The following is a 22,895-nucleotide window of genomic DNA, read 5'->3' on the forward strand; positions in this document are numbered from 1 at the left end:
GATCCCGCCACGGCCGCCCACGACCATCCACACCAGGCAACAGCGGGGCTATCCGCTCCCACACCGCATCCGTCAGCTCACCACGACCCACCACAAGATCAATTATCAGACACGGCCTAGCAGCCGGAATCACCGGATGGGCCCGGGTAGACCCACCGCTGCGGTGTGGCACCGCCCTGCGGCGGCGGCCCGCTCGATGGCGGCGGCCCGCCCGCCGAAGACGGCTGGCGCACCGTCCCCGTCGACCGGTGGGAGGGGCCCTGGCCACCGCCGCTGGAGCGTGCACCGGATTCCTGACCGGGGCGGCGAATGAGGGGCTGGCCCTGGTCGCCGTCGGCCGGGGGGCGGCGGATGAGCGCGCGGCCCTTGTCGCCTCCAGCGTCTGGGTCCTCGCCGAAGCGGAAGTGGGTCTGCTTCGGCTTGCCCTGGCCACCGGAGCCGCCGCTCGGGTCGATGCCCGAGGCGACACCGCCGGCACCCTGGCCCGGGACCTTCGAGGGACCCTGCGGCGCCATGCCGCCGGTCTTGGCCTGCATCGCGAGCTGCCCCGCGGTCTTCGCCGCCCCGGCCGCCGTACCGACCCCGGCGACGCCGGAGCGGTGCAGGTCATCGTGCCCGCCGCCGTCGGCCGCCCAGTGCACGAACTTGTAGGTTGCGTACGGGCAGAGCAGGACGAGGACCATGACGACCATGCCCGACATGGCGTCCGAGAGCGCCGCCATCCCGCCGTCGGAGTCGGACTTGCCCATCGCGGAGACGCCGAGGAGGAAGACGATCGTCATCAGCAGCTTGCTGACGATGAGCGTGGCGGTGGCCTCGATCCACCCGCGCCGCCAGCGCTTGGCGACCTCCCAGCCCCCGCCCGCACCAGCGAAGACCGCGAGGGTGACGAGCACCAGGATGCCGACCTTGCGGGCGACCATCACGGCCCAGTACAAGAACGCGCCGACCGCGCAGCCCAGCGCGATGATCGCGGGCACGCCCCAGCCCAGGCCGTACATCGCCCCCAGCTCGTTCACCTTGATCACGCGGCGGATCGCATCGTCGACCGAGGAGTTCGCCGCCTTGAACAGCCCAGCCGACAGGGCGTCGACCACGGTGAGCGCGACGGTGGTGCAGGCGATGGCGGCAAAGGCGAAGAAGACACCGATCATCGTCCCGAACGCCGCCTGTGCCAGCGCGCGCTCGTCGCGGCGCCAGGCGGCACGGGTCAGCTGAAGACAGAACGTCCCCACGGTGAGCACGAGCCCGATGGGGAGGATTAGCTCGTAGTTGTGCCGGAACCACTCGGCGTTCAGGTCCACGGCGGTGGTCTTGTCCACCGCACGGGTGGCCAGGTCGGCCGCGGACTGGGCGACCTCGCCCATGGACTTGGCGATCCAGGCCCCGATGCCGTCCGTGATGACCTCGCCAGTCTTCCCGGCCACGCCGCCGATTGCCCCGCACACGTGGTTCATCAGGGGAAGGTCACAGGCACCCACGGGGCATCTCCTTCCGTATTGTGGTTTCGCCGGTCATGGGGCGACCTCCGGCAGCACGCCCGACAGCGCGCACTCGTGGTGAGGCCGGCACTGGACGGCGAGGGTGGTCGAGCGGGGCTCGGCCCCGGCGCCCGAGCCCTTCCAGGCGATGGACTGCTTGCCGGTCACGGTGACCGCGTAGACGTACGCCTCGGTGATGCCGCCGGGGTTCTGGGACATGGCGGTCTTGAACGACTCGGGGAAGTGGCCCTCGCTCACCTTCGCCGTGGCGTGCTGGTGGTTGTCGTGCATCCGCGACCACAGCGCCTTGCCCGGCACCTCGCCGGTCACGGACTTCCAGTCGGCGTACTTCTTCTCGCCGGTCATCCACCGCTTGAGTCCGGCCAGATGTCCGGCCCGGGAGAAGCGCTGGGTGTCATACGTCCACAGCGCCTTGGTAGCCGCCTTCGCGAACGTCACCGGGTCATTTGTGTGCGGCGGCGCGGCGACGGCCTCGTCCGCTCCTGGACGCGGCGCGGGGGAGTGCGGCGAAGCGGTGGGTTTCGGGTGGGCGTCCGCTCGCGGTTGCGGAGCCTCGGGCCGGGTCAGGTAGGCGACGAAGTCGGCGACGGCCAGCAGCACGGTCAGGATGACGGCGATCATCGCCGAGCGCCGGAGCACCGACGACGGAGCGACGGCGGAGACCTGCGCGGGGGCGGATCGTTTCTTCAAGGTCGGCATCAGTGGACCTGCGTCCCCATCGCGGAGAAGAAGGCGACGATCCCGTTCGCCGCCCCGAGGAGCAGGGCGACGCCTGCGGCGATGGTGGTGCCCTTCTTGCCGTTCTGCTCGGCCTGGTGGCCGCCGCTGTGGTGGCCCCAGGCCCAGATCACCGCCGAAAGGGCCAAGGCCCGACGGTGGCGATGATCCCGAAGAGGTTGATCGAGCCGATCACCTTCTTCAGCACGTCGAGACCAGGCAGGCCACCCCCCTTGGGCGAGACGCCTGGGTCGTAGGCCAGGTGCTGGAGATGCTGGGCGAGTTTCAAGGGAACTCCTGTTTCGGATCCGGGCATGCGGAAGCCCCGGAGGTCGTGCGAGAGAGAAATGAGGAGGGGAGAGAGCGCGTCAGGTGACGCGACGCGCAGCGAGGATCGAGGGCTGCCAGTCGGCGAGCCGGGTGATCTTGGTGACGTCACCGGTGCGCGGGGCCTGAAGGATCAGGCCGTGCCCGATGTACATGCCGACGTGCTCCGGACGGGCGGCCGTGCCGCGGGTGAAGAGCAGATCCCCAGGCTTCAGCCGCTTCGGACTGACCGCCTTGCCCTCCTTGACCTGCGTGTACGTGGTCCGGGAGAGCTTGATGCCGCCGGCCTTGTAGGACGCCTGCATCAGACTGGAGCAGTCGCACCGGCCCATGGGATCCTTGCCGTGCGCGTCCGCGCAGGAGCCGCCCCACTGGTACGGCGTCCCAAGCTGCCCCAGACCCCAACGGATCGCCTTACGCACCGGCGTGGGCGCCGCCGCCGGGATCGTGTAGCCCTTCGGGACGGACCCCTTCGGGATCGGGCCGAACGACGACCCGTTCTCGTTGCCGCACTCACCCCCGGCAGGGGCATCAGCCTTGTCGCCGTTGCCCTTGTCGGTGTCTTTACCGGAACCGCCGGCACCGTTGAGGGACTTGGCGAGGGCCTTCTGGAGCGCCGTGGCCAGCGGCTCCCACTTCGCGTACGCGTCGGGGAACCCGCTCGCCTGGACCGCCTGGGCGGCCTGGGCGACGGTCATGGACTGCCAACCCGAGACCTTCTTCAGGTGCGTGTAAAACGAGGACGCCGCGTGCACGGGATCGCGGACCTGCTGTGCGGTGCCCCAGCCCTGGCTCGGCCGTTGCTGGAACAACCCGAGGCTGTCCCGGTCGCCGTAGTTGAGGTTCCGCAGACCCGACTCCTGCAACGCGGTGGCCAACGCGACCACCTGCCCCCGGGGCGGAATCTTCAGCGCGACGCCGGTGGCCTGTATCTTCTTGGCGTTCGGGACCTGCTCCTTGGGAGCATCGAGCCCGGACACGCGGACCGAACCGGCCTTGCCGCCGTCGAGGATCGAGCGCACCCGCTTGGAGACCGCCGCAGCGTCAATGTGATCACCCGCGTCGTCTTTTACAGGCCGCTTCGGCGCCGTGCGCGCCGGCCATCGCCATCGCCAGCGGAGCGATCAGCAGCATCGGCGCAACCGCCACCGCACCGACGGCCACCAGGGTCTTGTTCACGAGCGCGGACCGGTCACCGGAGGGGAAGCGAGCCGACCGTCCGGCCGCGGTGCCGGGCATTTCAGGGGGTGCCACATCGGCAACTCCTTGGGCGTAGGCGGCGCGGTGCGGGTGCTCTCGTCGAAAAGGCCACCGACACCGCGCCGGTCAAGAATCCGAAATCCCCTTGCAAGGGGTGGCGGAACCGGTGGCCGGGGTCTGCTAACCCTGGCCACCGGACCGCTTCAGCGGGGAGCGGCAGCAAGCCGCGCTGGTAATCTCACGCGCCACATTCCACGACGCCCTTTCTCCGGTCGGGAGACGTTCGACAGCACGCTGAAGCGGCCCGCCCGTTGGGCGGCACAACACGCATCAGCACAGCTCAACTGGGGCGGAAGGGACTCCTTCCCGATGGGCTTGCCGAGACTGTAGAGACGAATTCCGGCCGCACCAAACGAGCCGACCCCGGTGCTGATGGCGGCCCGCTTCTGGCTTGGTGCGGCCGGAATCCCGCACTACTCTTCAGCGCGCATCGGCCCCAGCCCCCGGAACGCCCGGGGCAATTCGCCGGGTATTCCTCTGCCACCCACCCGCCCCCTGTGGGGTCGGACGTGCGCACACCACTGCCTGAGAGAGAACCCAGTCATGCCCTACACCCTGCACCGAGGCGACGCGCTGAGTGTGCTGTCCGAACTCCCGGACGCCAGCGTGGACGCCCTGATCACCGACCCGCCCTACAACTCCGGCGGCCGGACCAGCTCCGAGCGCACCGGGCGGACCGCGAAGGCGAAGTACACCGCCGTGGACGCCGGGCACCAGCTCGCCAACTTCCCCGGCGAGAACCGCGACCAGCGCTCCTACGGGTACTGGCTCTCCCTGCTGCTGACCGAGGCGTACCGGGCCACCGTCGAGTCCGGCACCGCCCTGGTCTTCACCGACTGGCGCCAACTTCCCACCACCACCGATGCGCTACAGGCGGCGGGGTGGACGTGGCGGGGCATCGCCTCGTGGCACAAGCCGGTCTCCCGCCCGCAGAAGGGACGGCTCAAGCAGTCCTGCGAGTACATCGTCTGGGGCACCAAGGGACCCGTCGACGCCAACCGCAACCCCGTCTACCTCCCCGGCCTCTACCAGGCCAGCCAGCCCCGCAAGGGACGGGTCCACATCACGCAGAAGCCGGTCGAGGTCATGCAGGAGCTGGTGAAGATCTGCCCGAAGCCGGCACCGTCCTCGACCCCTTCACCGGCTCTGGCTCCACCGGAGTCGCCGCGCTGCGCGAGGGACGGCAGTTCGTCGGTATCGAGCTGTCCGACCACTACGCCGACATCGCCGAACAGCGCATGGCCGACGAACTGGCCCAGGACGACTTCGGCCTTGCCGGACCCGAAGAGTGACCCCGGGCGAGAGACCGGGGAGGAAGGCAGAACGCGCGAAGGGGCGGTCGCACACCCGAGACCGGTGTGCGACCGCCCCTTCGTCCGGCGTGGTCAGGAGGCCGCGATGCTCCGCAGGATCAAGTCCTCGGCGCGCTCCAGGTCGCCGCGCGAGCGCAGACTCACCTCGACCCCCGAGATACCGAGACAGCCGATCTTGGTCACGTCCCGGGTGAAGCCCTCCTCCAGCTCCACCGTCGCCGGATCCAGCTTCAGGTTCACAGCCACGACCTCCTTGCGCGGCAGTACCCGCAGGGAGGCGAACTTCTGCAACCGCCGGTAGGTCAGGTAATGCTGCTGCGGCTCCATCCACGCCCCCTCCGGCAGCAGCAACCGCTCATCGACCGCGCCGAAGAGCTCCTTCACCTTCGCCGGGGCTCCCTCCAACCGCTGCTGCGGCACGCTCACCGCCGGTACCGGCCCCGGCCCCGTTTCGCTCGAAAAGGTCGGTGCCTTGGCGCGCGGGGAAGGTCCTCCGGCGCCGGCGACCGAGGCGATCAGCCGCAGCGTAAGCACGTCATCGAAGATCCGGTAGGAGACCAGGTCGATCCGGCGGCCGATCTCCTCGACCGCCACCGTGTCGTGGTACGTGAACTCCCCGGCCACGCACATCACCCGCGGATTGCTCCAGTCCACCGCCCCAGCCGCCTCCCCACCGAGCCGGTCGGCGACCAGCCGCTCGAACTCATGACGGTGATCCCGCAGCCACACCAGATACGACAGCGCCTGGTTGATCACGTTCTGATCCCTCGAACGCTTGTACTCGATGATCACGGGGGTGCCGCTCTCGTCCAGCCCGAGGGAATCGACCCGGCCCCGGTGCCGCCGACCGGTCCGGTGCTCCGAGGCCAGGAACCGGATCCCGAGCATCGCCTCCATATTGGCCTCGATCAAGGACTGCAACTCCCGCTCAACCGCCACCGACGCACCCGGAATCTCCGTCGCCCGGCCGCCTCTGACCCGGAAGACCTTCAGGTCGCCCATGCACTCCTCCCCGCTCCAGCGTGATCACTGCAGGGCGAGAATCGACACGGCTACCCGTTTATTCCCCGGGACGGCGGCCGGGGCCGGAGGATACGCACACTGCCCGAGTGGTCAAGGGGATGCCCCGGGAGTGCTCCAGAGGGGTGATTGCTGGCCGCCACACGTGTGGACCAGGGACCAAGCCGAGGTTTGTACCTCTTAGCCTCTCCCGCAGCGCCACCACCCGCACTGCCCGGCGGGTTCCACCTCACCTCGGAGCGCCCATGCCGACGACCGTCACGGATGTCCCCAATGCTCTGTGCCAAGCTGATGAAACCGGCCTGGTGACCGTACGGGCGGTACCGGCGTGGTGGCGGCAGCGGGTCCAGGAAGGCGACTTGCCGGACTTGGCCGAGGAGTTTGCGCGGATCGGCGAGGAAGCACGTTCTGACGACGTATGCGGCGTTCTTGGGCGCACCACCCTTCGGCCCTGTCGCTACAACACCCGCCTCCACGGGCCCTGCCCCCATCACTGCGAGACGCCGCTGGGGTTCCACTGCGCTACGGAGCAGAAGAAGGGCGGCTGGTGCAGACGGGACCTCCGTGAGGGCCCCTGCAGAAACCACCCCGACTCTTACGACCGGTACATGGCCGCGCTCCGGATCGACGAAGAGGAGGAGCTGCGGCGGCAGGCGGTGCGCGAGCAGGAACGCCGCAAAGCGGCGGAGGAGCTGCGTGCCGGGACCTTGGGGGTGGCGTGTCCGTATTGCGATGCCCTGCCCGGCGGGAGCTGCGTGAGGCGGAACGGTGAGGAGCAGGTCAAGCTGCACGTCCCCCGGGAGAAGCTGTGGCTCCACACCGAGGCAGCGAGCACGGTGGCCTGTTCCTACTGCGGGGCAGCGGTTGGGGAGCTGTGCCGTACTTCCAGCGGGAAGATCGCAAGCGAGCCCCACTCGTACCGCTGACCCATGCTTCTCCGCACCCCCGGCAGAACACGACCACACAAGCGAACAGGGACGCCCATGCCAGCATCGGACGGAGACCTGCCTCCAAGCCCCGCGGCTCTTCGAAGCCGCCGCAGGAGGCGCTGTGCCCGAAGTGAGGACGCCCGTTGAATGAGCCTGATCTCGTGCTGACCGTTGCGCCCGGGACCGGAGCACCGCCAAGCGAGGACGAGCTGTTCTCCTCGCATGGGGAGGTCGCCGACAGGGCCCTCGATGAGGAACGCCCGATGAGCGCGGTCGCGGTCCGCGCGCTCGCCAGCACGGTCGCCGCACTCGGCGAGGCGCTGGACATGGGCGTGCGCACTCCGTACGTCATTCGCACCCCACAGGAGGCGGCACATGTCGCAGCTCGGGTGGAGGCCGCCAGCGAGCACCTCGGGGAGTGCCTCCATGCGTTGGCGGCCTGGGCAGGAGAGCACACTCCGCACATCGATACCGCCGCCCTCACCGCGCGGTCGGAGGCGTTGCAGACTTCTTCCACGCAGACGGTGATCGAAGCCCTGTCGCAGGAGTCCTGCGCTACGGCCGTGCCGACAACTGCCGGGGAGGTCATCAACGGAGTAGCCGAACATCTTCGACACCTGGGCTACCGGGTCGCCGATGTATACACCGGCGACGAGGAGTCCGACGGCAGTGCTCCAGCTCCCGCGCAACTGCGGGTGGAACTCGACGAGGGCCGCAGTCTCTACTTCTGCGAGGACCTCGTGGGGTGGGCCTGCTGGATCTGGGCCGAGCCCGAGGGGCCGTCCCTGAGCGGCGAGGTGGATATCGACAGCGATCACGACCCACGAGCCATTGCAGAGCTGGGCCTGTCAGGACTCGCCCTGCCAATGCCAGCCGCCCAGCAGGACCGAGCGTGCACGGCCCCCGTGCCTGACCGCGCTGTCCTTCCCGGTCCGCACACCGACGACTGAGAGAAGATCCCATGCCTTGGCTTAACCGCGCCGACCTGACAGCAGGCGAAGTGACGATCCCCGATGCCCAGTGGTCGGCAGGCGTGCTCTATGACCACGGCCCACGCAAAGACGCTCCCGGTCGCGGGGGCGCCATCGAACTACCCGTCGTCCTGGAACTCCTGGACCGGATTGACAGCGGTCAGATCACCCCTGCGCAAGCCCGGCACGCCCTGCACCCCGTGCTGGCCGACCTCACGCACTACCACCGGGAAATGGACGGCCTTGAAGCGATGATGAACGCCAACTGATCGCAGTGAGCGAGCCCGCGACCATGGCCGAACAGATCGACCCGTCTGACTGGCAGCAAGCCGGTCGGCTGTACCTCATCCGCGGACGCCTTTTGATCACCTACGGGCATCTGCGTTGTACCGCCCAGACCCGCAGGCAACGGCGCTGCAAACTTTCCACTGATTACCCGCCGAGAGCACGCGAGGAACTGGTCTCAGTGCAGGTACGCGGAGATGGCTGGGTGCACGCCCGAGAGGTGAACGAGAAGTACGCCGACCGCCTCCTCATGCAGCGATGCGAATACCATGACACCCCTGACGCCGCCGACGCCGCCCTTCCTGACTGGCAAACCTACGACCCCGGTCGACACCCTGGCCATGTACTCGGCTTCCCCCGCCAAGCTGCTGCCGCAGCCCTGGCCCGTGAAGCCTGTCGCATGCAGGCCCGCGACACCGAAGACGCGGCGGACTGGGCCGCCCCAGCCGCGCTCCCCTACGACCCCGCTCTCTTCGCTCTGGCCATGCGTGTACCCGGCTTACCTGGCGTGCCCGCGGGGTCCTGGCAGCCCTGACCGCAGGCTTCCTCCCCGGCCGGACCCCATCTGCGAGGGAACTCGAAGAAGGCCACTCCGAAAGCCCGGATGCCCTCGACAAAGCCCTCGCGGAGCTGCGCTCCCTCAGCTATATCGATCCGGATCCTGCGCAGCGGGCAGATGACTCCAGGCTGTCTCCGACCCTGGCTGCCGCCCAGCACGCCTCGCTCCTGCGGCCTCCGCCGCCGGACGTTGTCCCGCCGGACTCGGTCCGTGCCGCCGTGACTGCAATTGAATTCCGGGTTCGCAGCGATCTGGCCTGCATCGCCGAACGGGCACGCACGCAACCACCGGAGAACTTCGGCTCATGACCTTGGCCGACCGCGACGCCGGGAGCGTGCCCGACGTCGGAGCAATGACCGAAGGACGTCCGCCTGGCCTCCTGATAACGCGCGGCGTGGTCTGACCGGTATGAACCACCCCTGCTCGCCACCATTCCCAGCCGGTGGCCCTACCGAAGACGAGGTTATGTGGCGGCAGCCGCCCCGGGTGGGTGGGCCAGGTGGTGCGGCGCGCCTCGCGCGAACGCATGGTCATAGGTGCGGATACGGCCCTCAGCCGGGAGTGTGGTGATGGCTGGCTGGGGCGTAGACACTGGCCTGTCATGGACTCGGGTACTGCGGCAGTCATCGGTGCGGCCATCGGCGCGATCGGCGGACTGAGCGGCGGCTGGCTGTCCGCGTTGGAGCAGCGCAACCAGCGCAAGGAGGAGCGAAGGCGCTGGCGTGACGAAACCCGTCGGGACGCGTACGTGGCGGACATCTCCGCGACAAAGCGACTCGCCGCCGCGCAGTGGAAACTGGCCGACTGCTTATGGACGGAGGAAAGTACCCCCGAGGAGTGGCAGGTCGGCTTCGTCGCGGATCATGAGGCGTGGACCGAGTTCAGCGCCGCCGCAGCGGCCGTCGCGGTGGCGGGACCGGCGTCGGCGGCAGAAGCCGCGCACGACCTGCGAACCGCGATGGTCGAGATACAACGCGCCATGATGGCCTGGGTGGCCGCTGCCCGCGAGGTCGGGCACGGGCGCCTGGATGAGTTCAACCAGCGCTTCAAAGCGGCAGCCGTGGCCAAGCGACAGCCGGACCTGGACTTCCAGATCGCTGCGCGTGCTGCGTTGAACACCGAGTGCTGAAAGAAGACCGCGGAGACGTGATCGGCGCCGATACAGCCCAACCCTCGCCCTGCCATGCGGCCTTGACCGACACCCGGGTTCCACCTTCCGTGCCCCTGGCGACGGGACACGGCCCAAGCGTCGATGCTCAAGAACGTGGTCGGCGCAAGGTCCAGGCTGTGTCGTAGTCCGGGTGGTAGCGGTAAGCCATCGCCAGGGCCCTGACTGCGTCCAGCAGCCCCTCGCGTGCGGGGCCGGGCTGCGCATCCTCGTACAGATCCAGGACCATGCGGCGGCTGTCGGCGTTCTCCAGCGCTGCGGTCGGGCCCCAGGTTGCAATATGGTCAGCGATGCCGCGCTCCGGGCAAGTGACCACAAGCTCATCGTGGCCGTCCACAACGTTCTGGCTGCGTGGCGGCCAGTGCCGCCACTCCGTGATCCATGCCGCTCCAGCGGTCGCTTCTTCCTCGCCCAGCCGCGCGTGCAGGAACGCGACCACCGCCTCGTGCGGCCGATCCTCGGGATCGACCGTGAGACGGCGCGCGCCGAGAGCCGGGTCGTCGTCCGGGCAGTAGGTCAGCCATCCGCGCTCGCCGCGGACCAGAACACCACCACCGGGCGGCACCCAGGTGGTACACAGCTCACCGGCACACAGTGCTTCATACTTGTTCGTCGCCATCCGGGCACGGTACCTGGAGCAGAGCGGCAGCATGTTGGCGATATTCACGACGGAGAGCCAACACGCAGGTCAGTTTGTGCACCCCCGACAAGACTGGCAACTGACGCACGCATGAGTCACGGTCCGGGCTTCGCGTGCGACTCTCTGCTCATGGGGGAGCGCAAGGGGAGCGCGGACGCCTTTGGACGGTGCAACACGGGGCATGAAGAGCGGGACCGCGATGAGTGCTCTGATCTGCGAAAACGGCACCATGGAGCATCGCTCAACATAGCGCGGCGTGGGCACTAACGTGCTCGTAATGCGCAGGTCGTAGGTTCTGCGTGCAGCAGAGATGCGGCACGCGCTGGGGCCAGCGAGCCACGTGCCCAGGCCCCCTCCGGGCAGGCTGAGGAAGGCGGATGAGCGTGGCGCCGGACCTTTCCCCACCAGGGCTGGAGGTGGAGTCCGCCAGGGACTTTTCAGGGACTTTCAGCTCTGTCCGAGGGACTTGTGAGGGACTTCGAGCCGCGTAAAGCAGTAAGGGTGTGAAAGCCTGGAAAGGGCCTCCGTCGCTGGTCAGAGGCCCTTTCCAGGGTGAAGCCCCAGGTGGGGGCGGACGAGTCGGCCTGTACGCCGGGTTCTGTTCCTTCGGGGCCTTGCGGCGCCCGGAGGCGACGGTCATCCATCTAGGGCCGGTGTTGCCACCGGCCTCGTGCGGTCTACCCGCGGACTCGGGCGGGCAGCCCTCGGTCGTCCGCGCAGAGCCGCGAGTGCGGCCCCTCTTGACCTTGCTCCGGATGGGGTTTACCGAGCCGCCCAGGTCGCCCTGGGCGCTGGTGGTCTCTTACACCACCGTTTCACCCTTACCGGTAGCCGTACGGATACGGCACCGGCGGTCTGCTTTCTGTGGCACTGTCCCGCGGGTCACCCCGGGTGGGCGTTACCCACCATCCTGCCCTGTGGAGCCCGGACGTTCCTCGGCGAGGAAGCGGCTCGCTCCCTCGACGCGACCGTCCGGCCGGCTCGTCCGCCGTGCCGCCCATGCTACCCGGCGACCGGCGGAGCACCGCACGCCCGGCGCCCGCCGCGGCCGGGCCCCCGAGGGGGCCTCAGCGCAGGTGGAGGTCGTCGGGGGTGAGCTCGTCCGGTGTGCGGTGGCCCGTCAGGCCCAGCGTGAGGTCGAGGTCGGCCAGCAGGGAGCGCAGCACGTGGCGTACGCCGTCCTCGCCGCCGTGCGCGAGACCGTAGGCGAACGGCCGTCCGACCAGCACGGCGCGGGCGCCCAGCGCGAGCGCCTTGAGCACGTCGGCGCCGGTGCGGATCCCCGAGTCGAACAGCACCTCCACGCCCGTGCCTTCGAGCGCCCGTACGGCTGCGGGCAGCGCGTCCAGTGACGCCATCGCGCCGTCGACCTGGCGGCCCCCGTGGTTGGAGACGACGATGCCGTCCATGCCCGCGTCGGCGGCGCGGCGGGCGTCGTCCGGGTGCTGGATGCCCTTGAGGACGATCGGGCCGTCCCAGTGCTCCCGCAGGAACGGCAGCCTGTCCCACGACCTGTCCGTCCCGGTGAACATCGGCACCCAGCGCAGCACCGCCGCGGCCAGGTCCTCCTCGGGAGGCTTGGCCAGCCCCGCGCGGAAGGCCGGGTCGGAGAACGGGATCGCCGTGCCGACGCCCCGGATGAACGGCAGGTAGGCCCGGTCCAGGTCCTGTGGACGCCAGGCCAGCGTCCAGGTGTCGAGGGTGACGACGAGCGTGGTGTACCCGGCACGGCGCGCCCGCCCGAGGATGCTGGCGCACACCTCGTCGTCGTTCGGCCAGTAGAGCTGGAACCAGCGCGACGCCCCCGCGCCGTCTGCGCCGCTGTCGTCGCCGGCTTCCGCGACGTCTTCGAGGGTGTGGGACGAGGCGGTGGACAGCGTCATCGTCAGCCCGAGCGAGGCCGCGGCGCGCGCGGTGGCCGGCTCGGCGTCCGGGTGCACGATCGACTGCACCCCGAGCGGCGCGAGCAGCACGGGCGCGGGCATCGGGGTGCCCAGCACGATGGTGCGCAGGTCGCGGTGGGTCGCGTCGGTGAGCATGCGCGGGACGAGCCGGTGACGGTCGAACGCCTCCCGGTTGGCGCGGTGGGTGGCGCCGGAGCCGGCGGAGCCCGCGAGGTAGCCGAAGGCGCCGGCGTCGAGGTGGGCGCGGGCCGAGGCGCCGAGGGCCGTGCCGTCGGTGGTGAACGGGGGTACGCGGTCCTCGAGGCCGTGCAGGTAGATCTCGTTCTGGTAGTTCGCGAAGTGCGCGGGGGCCGGGGTGGGTGTGGGGTCGGGGGAGGACGTGGGCGCGGGGTCGGTCACGGTGGGCTCCTTCACGGTCGCTGCGCGCCGAGTCTGCTGCGCCGCGGCCCGCTCAGGCCACAGCGGGGACGGTCCGGGGAACGTGATCTCGGCCTCAGGTCCGAGGGTGGCGTGCGCGGCCCGTATCCGGTTCAGCCGCGCCCGATGTAGGGCATCTTCGTGGCCATCACCGTCGCGAACTGGACGTTGGCCTCCCTGGGCAGGGAGGCCATGTGGCGCACGGTGCGGGCGACGTCGGCGGCGTCCATGGTGGGTTCCGCCGCGACGCTGCCGTCGGCCTGGGGCACGCCCCGGGTCATGGCGGCGGTCATCTCGGTGGCGGCGTTGCCGATGTCGATCTGGCCGCAGGCGATGTCGTACGGACGGCCGTCCAGGGACAGGGACTTGGTCAGGCCGGTGACGGCGTGCTTGGTGGCGGTGTAGGCGAGGGAGCCGGGGCGCGGGGTGTGCGCGGACAGGGAGCCGTTGTTGATGATGCGGCCTCCCTGGGGGTGCTGATCCCGCATCAGCCGAAAGGCGCCCTGGGCGCACAGGAAGGCGCCGTGCAGGTTGACGTCGACGACGTGGCGCCACTGCTCGAAGGTGAGGTCCTCCAGCGGTACGCCGGGCCCGAAGGTGCCCGCGTTGTTGAAGAGCAGGTCGAGCCGCCCCCAGGTGTCGCGCACCGTCTCGAAGAGGGCGGTGACCGCCGCCGGTTCCGTGACGTCGGTGGCCACGCACAGGGTGCTCGCGTCGCCGCCGGCGAGCGTGGCGGTCTCCTCCAGCGCCGCGTGCCTGCGGCCGGCCAGCGCCACCGACCAGCCGGCATCGGCCAGCTCCAGAGCGACGGCCCGCCCGATGCCGGAGCCCGCGCCGGTGACCACCGCGGTGCTGTGCCGGGGGGCCGGGGCGGGCGCGTCGTGGTTGTCGTGCTGCTGCTGGTGCTCCTGCGTCATGGGCGCAGCGTACGCGGGGTCCTGCGCGCCGCCGTCCGGTGTGGGGTTCGTCTCCGGGCCCGTCTCCGGGCCCGTTCCCGGGCCCGTTTCCGGCCAGGTGGGGAGGGGGTCGGCGAACAAAGATATGGGCCGGTGCCGGAAAGCCTGGGAGAATGTTCGCGCCCGTGACAATCTCCTGGAGAGGTGCATGACCAGCCCCGGCCCCCAGCAACCGGCCGCAATACCCGCCGAGACCTCGCAGCCCCCGCACCACGAGCCCCCGCTCCACCCGCAGTCCGCGCACCCGCACCCGCACCCGTCTCCCGCCTCCTCCCGTCGCGCACCGGCCTCCGCCGCCGGAACAGCCCCCTCCGCGCCAGGCCTGACGCGCCGCCGCCGCGCGGGACTGCTGATCACCCTCATCCTCGGCGGGCTCACCGCGCTTCCGCCCCTGTCCATCGACATGTACCTCCCGGCGCTGCCGGAGGTCGGCGGCGCGCTCCACGTGCCCGCCGCCACCGCACAGCTCACCCTCACGGCCTGCCTGATCGGGCTCGCCGTCGGCCAGCTGATCGTCGGCCCGATGAGCGACAGGTTTGGGCGGCGCCGCCCGCTGCTGATCGGCATGAGCGCCTACGTCGTGGCGGGTGTGGCGTGCGCGCTGGCACCGACCGCCGCGACGCTCACCGTCTGCCGGCTCGTCCAGGGGCTCGCCGGTGCGGCCGGGGTGGTGATCGCGCGGGCCGTGGTCCGCGACCTGTACGACGGGCTGGCGATGGCCCGCTTCTTCTCCACCCTCATGCTGATCTCCGGCGTCGCGCCGATCCTCGCGCCCGTCCTGGGCGGTCAGGTGCTGCGCTTCACCGACTGGCGGGGCGTCTTCGTCATCCTCTCCGCCATCGGGCTGCTGCTCGTCCTGGTCGTTGCGCGCAAGCTGCCGGAGACGCTGCCGGCCGAGCAGCGGCACAGGGGCGGGCTGGCCGACGCGCTGCGCAGCATGCGCGCGCTGCTGGCCGACCGGGTCTTCGCCGGCTATCTGCTGACCGGCAGCCTGGCCTTCGCCGCCCTGTTCTCCTACGTGTCGGCGTCGCCGTTCGTCATGCAGGAGATCTACGGTGCGTCGCCGCAGACCTTCAGCCTGCTGTTCATGGTCAACTCGATCGGCATCGTCGCCTTCGGGCAGCTCAACGGCAAGGTGCTGGTCGGCCGGGTCTCCCTGGACCGGGTGCTGGCGTTCGGGCTGTGCATGGTGGGCGCCGCCACGGTGGCGCTGCTGGTGATGACGACCGGCGTGTTCGGCGAGGTCGGACTCGCGCCGCTGGCGACGGGCCTGTGCGTGCTGATGTCCGGGATGGGTCTGATCATGCCCAACGCCAACTCGCAGGCCCTGATGCGCACCCCGCACTCCGCCGGGTCCGCCTCGGCGCTGCTGGGCACCACGCAGTTCCTCGTCGGTGCTCTCGCCTCGCCGCTGGTGGGCGTCGCGGGGGAGCAGACGGCCGTGCCCATGGCGCTCGTCCAGTTCAGCGCGGTGGCACTCGCCGCGCTCGCCTTCGTGGGACTCTGCCGCCCATGGCGCGTACGCGACTGAAGAGCGCGGCCTCGCTGGAGGGCGCCGAGCGGCGCCGCTTCCAGCGCAAGGCCGGGCTCGCCACCGAACACCTGGCCGACCTGACCGGCGACATCGACCGGCTGCCCGCCACCGGATGGTGCGCGGGCGCCGTCGTGCTGGCCGGCCGCGGCCCGTACGTCGCCGTCGAGCACGCGGCCGGATGGGCGCTGCGGTACGCCGCCTGGGACCCCGGGGCCGGGCGGCCCGTCGAACTGCCGCGGGAGAAGTGGCTGCCGATGCGGCCCGGCACCGTCTTCGACGTGGCCTCCCTCACCAAGCTGTTCACCGCCGTCGCCGCCCTCCAGCAGGTCGAGCGCGGCGCCCTCGACCTGGACGCGCTCGTTATCGAGTACGCCGACCCGCGTGCCGGGCTGGTCACCGACCACGGCATCACCGTGCGCCACCTGCTCACCCACACCTCGGGGCTACGGGCCGAGCTGCCCTTCTACGAGCACAACACCGCCGAGCACGCCGCGCTGCTGTGGTCGGAGAAGCCCCTCACCGAGCCCGGCGGCCGGCACCTGTACTCGGACCTCAACCTGCTCTTGCTCGAACGGGTGCTCTACCAGGTCACCGGCCGGGCCCTGGACGCCCTGGTACGCGACGGCATCACCAAGCCGCTCGGCATGACCAGGACCCGCTTCAGCCCGCCCCGCTCCTGGCGCCCCCACATCGCCGCCACGGAGGACCAGCGCAAACCCTGGGCCAAGCTCAACCGCGGCCTGGTGCACGGACGCGTCCACGACGAGAACGCCTACGCCATGGGCGGCGTCGCCGGGCACGCCGGGCTCTTCTCCACCGCCCACGACCTGGCCGTCCTGTGCCGCACGCTGCTGACCGGCGGGGCCTACGGCCCGGCCCGCATCCTGGCCCCCTCCTCGGTGTCCGCCCTGCTCGACCCGCCGGGCCTCGGCTTCCAGACCGGCGCCGCCTGGTTCATGGGCGAACTGGCGACACCACCCCCCGGGCCCGCGCCCGGCCCGGCGTCCGGTGCCGGCACCCCGTCCGAGAACGAGACCGGGGCCGAGCCAAGGACCGGGGCCCAGCCAGGGGCCGGGACCGCCTCCACCCCCGCCTCCCGGACCACCCCCGCCTCCCGGGCCGCCGGGCACACCGGCTTCACCGGCACCAGCCTCGTCCTCGACCCCGTGACCGACACCTTCCTGGTGCTGCTGGCCAACACGGTGCACCCGGTGCGCAGGCCCGCCGACAGCCGCCCCCGCGCGGCGGCGGCCACCAGACTGGCCCGGGCGGTGCGCTGAGCGCGTACCGCCGGGGCGAGGCGGCGGGCTCCCGGAGCGAGGTGCCGGGCCGCCAGGGCGAGGCGGCGGGCGACACGCCGCGACTTCCTACACTGGTTTCGTGATGGAGCAAGAACTGCGCGGCGCGCTCGCCGCCCTCGTGGACGGGCTGCCCGCGCGGCAGGCGTCGGCCGCCGTGGAGCGGCTGATCGGCCACTACCGGGGCGAGACGCCCACCGGCGCGCCCGTGCTGCGCCGGCGCGCGGACGCGGTGGCGTACGCCGCCTACCGCATGCCCGCCACCTTCGCCGCCGCGTCCGCCGCGCTGGACGCCCTCGCCGCCCGGGCACCGGGCTGGGCGCCCGCCTCCCACCTGGACATCGGCGGCGGCACCGGCGCGGCGGTATGGGCCGCGGCGCACGTGTGGGAGACCTCGCGGACGGCGCCGAGGGCGACGACGGTCCTCGACTGGGCGGAGCCCGCGCTCGCTCTCGGCCGCGAGCTGGCCTCGTCCGCCGACGCCGTACGGGAGACCGCCTGGCGGGCCGGGTCGCTGCGCGGCTCCGTGCCGGCCATGGAGCCTGCCGACCTGGTGACGGCCTCGTACGTGCTGGGTGAGCTGGACGCCGAGGACCGGCGCGCGGTCGTGGACGCGGCGGCCCGTGCGGCGCGGGGCGCGGTCGTCCTCGTGGAGCCCGGCACCCCGGACGGCTACCTGCGCATCCGCGAGGCCCGCGACGCGCTGCTGGCGGCGGGCCTGCGCGTGCTGGCGCCCTGTCCGCACGACGACGCCTGCCCGCTCGTGGTCGGCCAGGACTGGTGCCACTTCGCCGTGCGGGTCGCCCGCTCCTCCCTCCACCGGCGGGTGAAGGGCGGCGAACTCGCCTACGAGGACGAGAAGTACAGCTACGTGGCAGCCGTCCGGGGCGACCTCGGCGAGGCCGCGGGCGCCGGTGGCCCGGCGCGCGTGGTCCGCAAGCCGCTGCTGCGCAAGGGCCAGGTGCTCTTGGACCTCTGCGCGCCCGAGGGCGGCCTCACCCGCCGCACCGTCACCAAGCGCGACGGCGCCGACACCTACCGGGCCGCCCGCAAGACCGACTGGGGCGGCACCTGGTGAACCGGCTCGGCCCCGAAAAGCCCCAGAAGAGACCCGAAGGGGTCCGGAGGGGGCCGGAGATCGGACCGGAGGTCACCCCTCCCGAGGCCCCCGAGGTCGCGCCCAGAGCCCCGACGGCCGGTCACCTTCGTCCGTCCACCAGCCCTGATTCCCAGGCCCAGGCGGCGATCTCCACGCGGTTGCGGGCGTTCAGCTTGGTCTGCACGTTGGTCAGGTGGGTCTTCACCGTGCCCACCGAGATGGTCAGTTCGGTGGCGATCTCGGCGTTGGTGAGTCCTCTGGCCACCAGCCGCACCAGGGCCTCCTCCCGTGGGGAGAGCGCCGTGTGCGGCGCGCGCGGGGAGGGTCCCGCGCTGTTGAGGCGCTCCAGCAGCCGGACCGTGATGGCCGGGCTCACCAGGGCCTCGCCCGAGGCCGCCGCTCTGACGGCCTCGACGAGGAGAGCGGGCCCCGAGTCCTTGAGCAGGAAGCCGGACGCGCCCTCGCTCAGGGCGCGTTGCACGTACGCGTCGTCGTCGAACGTCGTGACCACGACGACCTTCGGCGGGTGCACGGTGCCGGGCCGGGTCAGTCTGCGCAGCGCCTCCAGCCCGTCCATGCGGGGCATACGGATGTCCATGAGCGCCACGTCGGGCCTGTGGCGCTCGGCGAGTTCGACGGCGTGCACCCCGTCCTCGGCCTCCGCGACGACGTCGATGTCGTCCTCCGCTGCCAGGACCATAGCGAACCCGGCACGGACCATGGCCTGGTCGTCGGCGATCAGCACCCGGATCGTCACGAGGCCGCCGCCCGCGCCGTGGACGCCGGTGTCACCGGTAGCGTCGCCTCGACGCCCCAGCCGCCCGTGGTCACCGGGCCCGCCTGCACGGTTCCGCCGATCAGGCCCACCCGCTCGGCCAGGCCCCGCAGCCCGAAGCCGCTGTCGGACACGTGGCGCGCCCGCCCGTCGTCGCTGACCCGTACGGCGACCCGGTCCGCGGAGCGGGCCACGCGCACCCGCACCTCGGTGCAGCCCTGTGCGTGCTTGCGTACGTTGGTGAGGGCTTCCATCACCACCCGGTGGGCGGTGGTGGTGACCTCTACCGGCAGGTCGTCGAAGGTGCCCTCCGACTCCAGCCGGGCCCGGGCGCCACCGATCGTCGAGAACTCCTCGACGAGCGTGCGCACCTCGTCGATGCCCGCCAGCGGTGTCAGCGCCACGTCCGACTCGGCGTCGCGCAGCATCCCGACCATGCGCCGCATGGAGGTCAGCGCCTCCGTTCCGGCCTGCTCGATGCGTTCCAGCGCGGGCGGCAGGAGTTCGGGCCGCCGGCCCGCCACCACCTGGGCTCCCTGTGCCTGGACGACGATGCCGGTCACGTGGTGGGCGACGAAGTCGTGCAGGTCCCTGGCGAACTCGGTCCGCTGCTCCAGCCTGAGGGCCGCCGCCTGCCTGCGCCGGTCCGCCAGGAGCAGTCGCATCCCGAGGCCGACGCCCAGCGCCGTGACCGCCGCCAGCGCGAAGAGCAGCGCCATGATGAAGGTGGACTGCCGGAACGCGACCGACACGGGCCGCAGCACGATCGCCAGCCACAGCACGGGGGCGGCGGCCGTCGCCCACGACGCCTGCCCGCGGCGGGCGACGATCAGTAGCAGCCACACCAGCGCCGCCGGCTCGGCGAACCCCATCGCCTGCGATCCGGTCGGCATCTCCAGGCGCAGCCACACCGAGAGACACAGCGATACGGCAGCGAGTGCGCAGGCGGCCACCGGCAGTGTCCGGTTGCCGAGCCGGGGCGAGGCCACGACGAGGCCGACCGCCAGGAGCGCGCCGACCAGCTTGGTGGTGCCGTGCTCCGCGATCCAGTAGAAACCGGCCGCCCAGTCCAGCGCCACGAGGGCGACCAGTCCCACGATCAGCAGCGCCCATACCGGAACGGGCAGTGCCCGCGCCCGGACCTGGCCACGCGCCGCCGTGGGCGCGGCCGCTCCGTCCGCCGCCTCCGCCATCGTCTTCACCGTGCTCCCCGCCGACCGGCCGAAAGTCGGAGCCGGTCGCGCAAGATCTGTCTTTCGCCCGATCCGCCGCGGAGCGCGGCGGAGAAGAGTGGTGCTCACCGGGCGGCGTTCGCCTTCCCTCACCCGAGGAGCATGTCATGGTCACGGCCCACCACGGTTCGGCGGGACGCCGCACGCCGCGTCCCGCCGCCGGGCCCTCGGCCTCGACGGCGGCCGCGCGGACCTCAGGCAGCCGGCTGCACAGACCTCGGGCAGCCCGCTTCCCCCCACCCGCACGTTCGTACGCACAGGAGCCCCACGTGAACCACTCAGCCACCCACCACCCGGGCCCGGCGGGGTACGCGCACCCCGCCGGCACGTCGGCGATCGAGGCCCACGGGCTCGGCAAGAAGTACCGGCGCGGCTGGGCGTTGCGCGAGGTCTCCTTCCGGCTGCCCGCGGGGCGGGTGTGCGGCCTCGTCGGCCCCAACGGGGCGGGCAAGTCGACCCTGATGGGCCTGGTCACACACATGGTCCAGCCGACGACCGGCGCCCTGCGGGTGCTCGGCGAGGCACCGGGTTCGCAGGGGGCGGTCCGGCGCACCGCGTTCCTGTCCCAGGAGAAGCCGCTGTTCCGGCGCTTCACCGTGGCCGACACCCTGCGGCTCGGCCACGAGCTCAACCCCCGCTGGGACCAGGGCGTCGCGGAAGGGATCGTCAGCGCCGGCCAGGTGCCGCTGACGGCGCGGATCGGGACCCTGTCCGGCGGGCAGCGCACCCGCGTCGCCTTCGCGCTGGCCTTCGGGAAACGCCCCGACCTGCTCATCCTCGACGAGCCGATGTCCGATCTGGACCCGCTGGTCCGCCGCGAACTCATGGAGACGCTGACGGCGGAGGCCGCGCAGCACGGCACGACGGTACTGGTGTCCTCGCACATGCTCGCCGAGCTCCAGTACATCTGCGACTACCTCCTCGTCGTCGCGGACGGCGGACTGCGGCTCGCGGGCGAGGTCGAGGAACTGCGCGCCGCGCACGCCCTGCTCGCCGCCCCGGACGGCGGCCCGCCGCCGCACCTCGCACCGCACCGGGTCATCGAGTCCCGCGGCGCCGTCGGGGCCCGTGGCGAGGAGGGCAGGACCGGCGTCCTGGTGCGCCTCGGCGGGCCGGTCGAGTACGGCGGGCCGGCCGCGCCACCCACCCTGGAGGAGCTTCTCCTCGGCTATCTGCGGTCGCCCGACGTGCCTGCGCTGATCGCCCCCAGCGCCCGGCCCGGCGACATCCACGACATCCTCACCCGCGACCAGCCCGAGACGGTGACAGCATGACGACCCCCACCCTCGACCTGACCCCCTCGGCACCCGCGGTGCCGCCCCGCGAAGGACGCGCCTCCCGGCGGTTCGGACCCCGGCTCTCCGGTACGGCCTGGCTCGTGTGGCGCCAGCACCGCGCCGCGTACTGGACCCTCATCGGCCTCACCCTCGTGGGCGTGGTCGCCATGGTCTGGCTGCGCGGGCAGATGATGGACCAGCTGAACGCCCTGGACGCGTCCGGGAGGAAGTCGGACGGTCTGCCGCCCGACTTCGAGAAGTACACCAACCGCCTGTTCACCTTCGGAAGTTTCCTGGGCTACGTCCCCGTCCTGCTCGGTGTCTTCCTCGGCGCCCCGCTGATCGCCGGTGACCTGGAGTCCGGCACCGCCAAGCTGGTGACCTCCCAGTCCGTGAGCCGGCTGCGGTGGCTCACCACGAAGCTCGCCATGACCGCCGGGCTGATCGCGCTGTGCACCGCTGTCCTCGGCGCGGTCTTCACCTGGTGGTGGAGCCCGCTCAGGGGCCGCGCCGACACCCTGGAGTGGACCAGCAGCGTGTTCTTCGACGGCACGGGGCCCGTGCCGGTGGCCTACGCGCTGCTCACGTTCTCGGTGGGCGTGGCGGTCGGCATGGTGCTGCGCCGCACGCTGGTCTCGATGGTGGTCACGCTCGGCGTCGTCGGGGCGCTCAGCGTGGTGTGGGACCGGTTCCGCCTGGACCTGGGCAACGTCATGACGGCCACCACCCGGGGCGGCGGCGATGGCGGGCTTCCGACCCTGCCCGACCAGGCGGTGCAGCAGGGCCAGGGCGCCTACTTCCTCACCAGCTCGGGCCAGAAGCTGGACTGGATGACCTGCCTGGCTCAGCAGGAGCACACCAAGGCGCACACCGCGTGCCTGGAGTCCAAGGACGTCATCGGCCGGGCCGTCGACTACCTGCCCGTCTCCCAGATGCACACGATGCAGTGGCTCGGAGCCGGCCTCATGCTCGCCGTCACCGCCGCCGTCGTCGTCTTCGTCCTGACCTGGGGCCGCGGGCGACTGCTGTGACACACGCCAGGACACCGAGGGGCCGGCTCGAGGACGAGCCGGCCCTCGGCGCGTGCGGACCCGCGCCCGCACCGGCCGCGTCCCGCCGCTGCCCAGCCCGGGCCGGCACCGACGTCGGGCCGCTCGCTCAGGCCCGCCGCGAGCCGCCCGGCGCCGGTGCCGGCTTCATCTCCAGGGGGACGCCCAGCCGGTTGAAGGCGTTGATCAGGGCGACCTGGGCGACGAGGTGGCCGCGCTCCGCCTCGTCGGGGAAGTGCTCGCACACCTCCTGCCACAGGGTCTCGGCCACCCGCACCTGCCGGGTGACCGCCTCGGTGTAGGCGAGGGCGGCCCGCTCCCGCGCGGTGAACAGCTCCGACTCCTCCCACACCGGCAGTTGGTCGAGCCGGTCCTGGCTCTCGCCCGCCCCGCGCGCCTGGCGGGTGTGCAGGACCACGCAGAAGACACAGCCGTTGAGCTGGGAGGCGCGGATCTTGGCGAGTTCGCGCACCGTCGCGTCCAGCGGCCCGGTGTCGAGCGCGCCCTGGGCCTGGCCGAGCGCCTTGTAGGGCTCGGGAGCCGCGCTCCCCATGTCGAGACGTGCCATCGTTCCTCCTCGCTCGTGCGCCACGGCGCGGCGCCCCCTGCGGTACCCGGGGCGCCGCGCCCTCTCGTCAGGGAGACGAGCCGACGGGCCCCGAG

Annotated in this window: 20 protein-coding genes, 1 other RNA gene and 3 pseudogenes; 11 read left to right on the forward strand and 13 right to left on the reverse strand. The window is 71.6% G+C overall.

Going from position 1 to position 22,895, the window contains the following annotated elements:
- The 5 genes and pseudogenes from DTL70_RS06725 to DTL70_RS06745 form a co-directional block, all read right to left on the reverse strand.
- The coding region (locus tag DTL70_RS06725; RefSeq protein WP_147266738.1) for a transposase at positions 1-94 on the reverse strand (94 nt) is incomplete at its 3' end.
- A 22-nt stretch (positions 95-116) separates the two neighbouring features.
- A complete protein-coding gene (locus DTL70_RS06730) occupies positions 117-1,481 on the reverse strand; it encodes an SCO6881 family protein (RefSeq protein WP_425470323.1) in 1,365 nt (454 codons plus the stop codon).
- Positions 1,482-1,514: 33 nt separating this feature from the next.
- Positions 1,515-2,201: a hypothetical protein gene (locus tag DTL70_RS06735; protein WP_114020943.1), complete on the reverse strand. Its 687-nt coding sequence runs from the start codon at positions 2,199-2,201 to the stop codon at positions 1,515-1,517.
- Positions 2,201-2,535, reverse strand: a pseudogene (locus tag DTL70_RS06740) (DUF6112 family protein). The gene DTL70_RS06735 and the pseudogene DTL70_RS06740 overlap by 1 nt, the downstream one beginning before the upstream one ends.
- 52 nt (positions 2,536-2,587) lie before the next feature.
- A pseudogene (locus DTL70_RS06745) lies at positions 2,588-3,725 on the reverse strand (C40 family peptidase).
- Between the two features lie 624 nt (positions 3,726-4,349).
- Between DTL70_RS06745 and DTL70_RS06755 the strand changes: the two are divergent.
- A pseudogene (locus DTL70_RS06755) lies at positions 4,350-5,098 on the forward strand (DNA-methyltransferase).
- Positions 5,099-5,191: 93 nt separating this feature from the next.
- On the opposite strand, the gene DTL70_RS06760 reads toward DTL70_RS06755, so the two are convergent.
- Entirely contained in the window at positions 5,192-6,121 is a 930-nt protein-coding gene (locus DTL70_RS06760) for a transporter (RefSeq protein ID WP_114020944.1), read from the reverse strand.
- Positions 6,122-6,384: 263 nt separating this feature from the next.
- On the opposite strand from DTL70_RS06760, the gene DTL70_RS06765 reads away from it, so the two are divergent.
- The 5 genes from DTL70_RS06765 to DTL70_RS06780 all read left to right on the forward strand — a co-directional run bounded on the left by DTL70_RS06765 (position 6,385) and on the right by DTL70_RS06780 (position 10,012).
- Positions 6,385-7,065 (forward strand): zinc finger domain-containing protein, encoded by a 681-nt coding sequence (locus tag DTL70_RS06765; protein ID WP_114020945.1) that lies wholly within the window; start codon positions 6,385-6,387, stop codon positions 7,063-7,065.
- Positions 7,066-7,229: 164 nt separating this feature from the next.
- Positions 7,230-8,018 (forward strand): hypothetical protein, encoded by a 789-nt coding sequence (locus DTL70_RS06770; RefSeq protein ID WP_114020946.1) that lies wholly within the window; start codon positions 7,230-7,232, stop codon positions 8,016-8,018.
- Positions 8,019-8,029: 11 nt separating this feature from the next.
- Positions 8,030-8,308, forward strand: coding sequence for a hypothetical protein (locus tag DTL70_RS06775; RefSeq protein WP_114020947.1), 279 nt, complete (start codon positions 8,030-8,032; stop codon positions 8,306-8,308).
- A 23-nt stretch (positions 8,309-8,331) separates the two neighbouring features.
- On the forward strand, positions 8,332-8,859 hold the full coding sequence (locus DTL70_RS33205; protein WP_147266740.1) for a hypothetical protein: 528 nt from the start codon (positions 8,332-8,334) through the stop codon (positions 8,857-8,859).
- 625 nt (positions 8,860-9,484) lie between these two features.
- Positions 9,485-10,012, forward strand: coding sequence for a hypothetical protein (locus DTL70_RS06780; RefSeq protein ID WP_114020948.1), 528 nt, complete (start codon positions 9,485-9,487; stop codon positions 10,010-10,012).
- 127 nt (positions 10,013-10,139) lie between these two features.
- Here DTL70_RS06780 and DTL70_RS06785 read toward each other — a convergent pair whose 3' ends face one another.
- The 4 genes from DTL70_RS06785 to DTL70_RS06800 all read right to left on the reverse strand — a co-directional run bounded on the left by DTL70_RS06785 (position 10,140) and on the right by DTL70_RS06800 (position 13,929).
- Complete coding sequence (locus DTL70_RS06785; protein WP_114020949.1) at positions 10,140-10,670, reverse strand: DUF6221 family protein; 531 nt, start codon at positions 10,668-10,670, stop codon at positions 10,140-10,142.
- A 592-nt stretch (positions 10,671-11,262) separates the two neighbouring features.
- Positions 11,263-11,675: RNase P RNA component class A (rnpB, locus tag DTL70_RS06790), an RNA gene on the reverse strand.
- 83 nt (positions 11,676-11,758) lie between these two features.
- Positions 11,759-12,994: an alpha-hydroxy-acid oxidizing protein gene (locus tag DTL70_RS06795; protein ID WP_114020950.1), complete on the reverse strand. Its 1,236-nt coding sequence runs from the start codon at positions 12,992-12,994 to the stop codon at positions 11,759-11,761.
- A 131-nt stretch (positions 12,995-13,125) separates the two neighbouring features.
- The gene (locus DTL70_RS06800) at positions 13,126-13,929 is read right to left on the reverse strand and encodes an SDR family oxidoreductase (RefSeq protein WP_114020951.1); all 804 of its coding nucleotides are present in this window, start codon (positions 13,927-13,929) and stop codon (positions 13,126-13,128) included.
- 187 nt (positions 13,930-14,116) lie between these two features.
- Between DTL70_RS06800 and DTL70_RS06805 the strand changes: the two genes are divergently transcribed.
- The 3 genes from DTL70_RS06805 to DTL70_RS06815 all read left to right on the forward strand — a co-directional run bounded on the left by DTL70_RS06805 (position 14,117) and on the right by DTL70_RS06815 (position 17,878).
- Positions 14,117-15,499: a multidrug effflux MFS transporter gene (locus DTL70_RS06805; RefSeq protein WP_181860817.1), complete on the forward strand. Its 1,383-nt coding sequence runs from the start codon at positions 14,117-14,119 to the stop codon at positions 15,497-15,499.
- Complete coding sequence (locus DTL70_RS06810) at positions 15,481-16,782, forward strand: serine hydrolase domain-containing protein (protein WP_245979071.1); 1,302 nt, start codon at positions 15,481-15,483, stop codon at positions 16,780-16,782. Before DTL70_RS06805 ends, DTL70_RS06810 begins: the two co-directional genes overlap by 19 nt.
- A 103-nt stretch (positions 16,783-16,885) precedes the next feature.
- Positions 16,886-17,878 carry a small ribosomal subunit Rsm22 family protein gene (locus tag DTL70_RS06815; RefSeq protein ID WP_114020952.1) on the forward strand — a complete coding sequence of 331 codons (993 nt, stop codon included), beginning with the start codon at positions 16,886-16,888 and terminating at the stop codon, positions 17,876-17,878.
- A gap of 121 nt (positions 17,879-17,999) precedes the next feature.
- On the opposite strand, the gene DTL70_RS06820 is transcribed toward DTL70_RS06815, so the two are convergent.
- Both DTL70_RS06820 and DTL70_RS06825 read right to left on the reverse strand, forming a co-directional pair.
- Entirely contained in the window at positions 18,000-18,656 is a 657-nt protein-coding gene (locus DTL70_RS06820) for a response regulator (RefSeq protein ID WP_114020953.1), read from the reverse strand.
- Positions 18,653-19,867 (reverse strand): sensor histidine kinase, encoded by a 1,215-nt coding sequence (locus DTL70_RS06825; RefSeq protein ID WP_114021093.1) that lies wholly within the window; start codon positions 19,865-19,867, stop codon positions 18,653-18,655. The genes DTL70_RS06820 and DTL70_RS06825 overlap by 4 nt, the downstream gene beginning before the upstream one ends.
- 308 nt (positions 19,868-20,175) lie before the next feature.
- Between DTL70_RS06825 and DTL70_RS06830 the strand changes: the two genes are divergently transcribed.
- Together DTL70_RS06830 and DTL70_RS06835 are read left to right on the forward strand one after the other, a co-directional pair.
- Complete coding sequence (locus DTL70_RS06830) at positions 20,176-21,180, forward strand: ABC transporter ATP-binding protein (protein ID WP_114020954.1); 1,005 nt, start codon at positions 20,176-20,178, stop codon at positions 21,178-21,180.
- Entirely contained in the window at positions 21,177-22,214 is a 1,038-nt protein-coding gene (locus tag DTL70_RS06835) for an ABC transporter permease subunit (protein WP_114020955.1), read from the forward strand. The genes DTL70_RS06830 and DTL70_RS06835 overlap by 4 nt, the downstream gene beginning before the upstream one ends.
- Before the next feature lie 127 nt (positions 22,215-22,341).
- Here DTL70_RS06835 and DTL70_RS06840 read toward each other — a convergent pair whose 3' ends face one another.
- A complete protein-coding gene (locus DTL70_RS06840) occupies positions 22,342-22,800 on the reverse strand; it encodes a carboxymuconolactone decarboxylase family protein (RefSeq protein WP_114020956.1) in 459 nt (152 codons plus the stop codon).
- Positions 22,801-22,895 lie beyond the last annotated feature (95 nt).

The sequence above is a fragment of the Streptomyces diacarni genome, from assembly GCF_003323715.1.
In the GTDB taxonomy this organism is placed as follows: Bacteria; Actinomycetota; Actinomycetes; order Streptomycetales; family Streptomycetaceae; genus Streptomyces; species Streptomyces diacarni.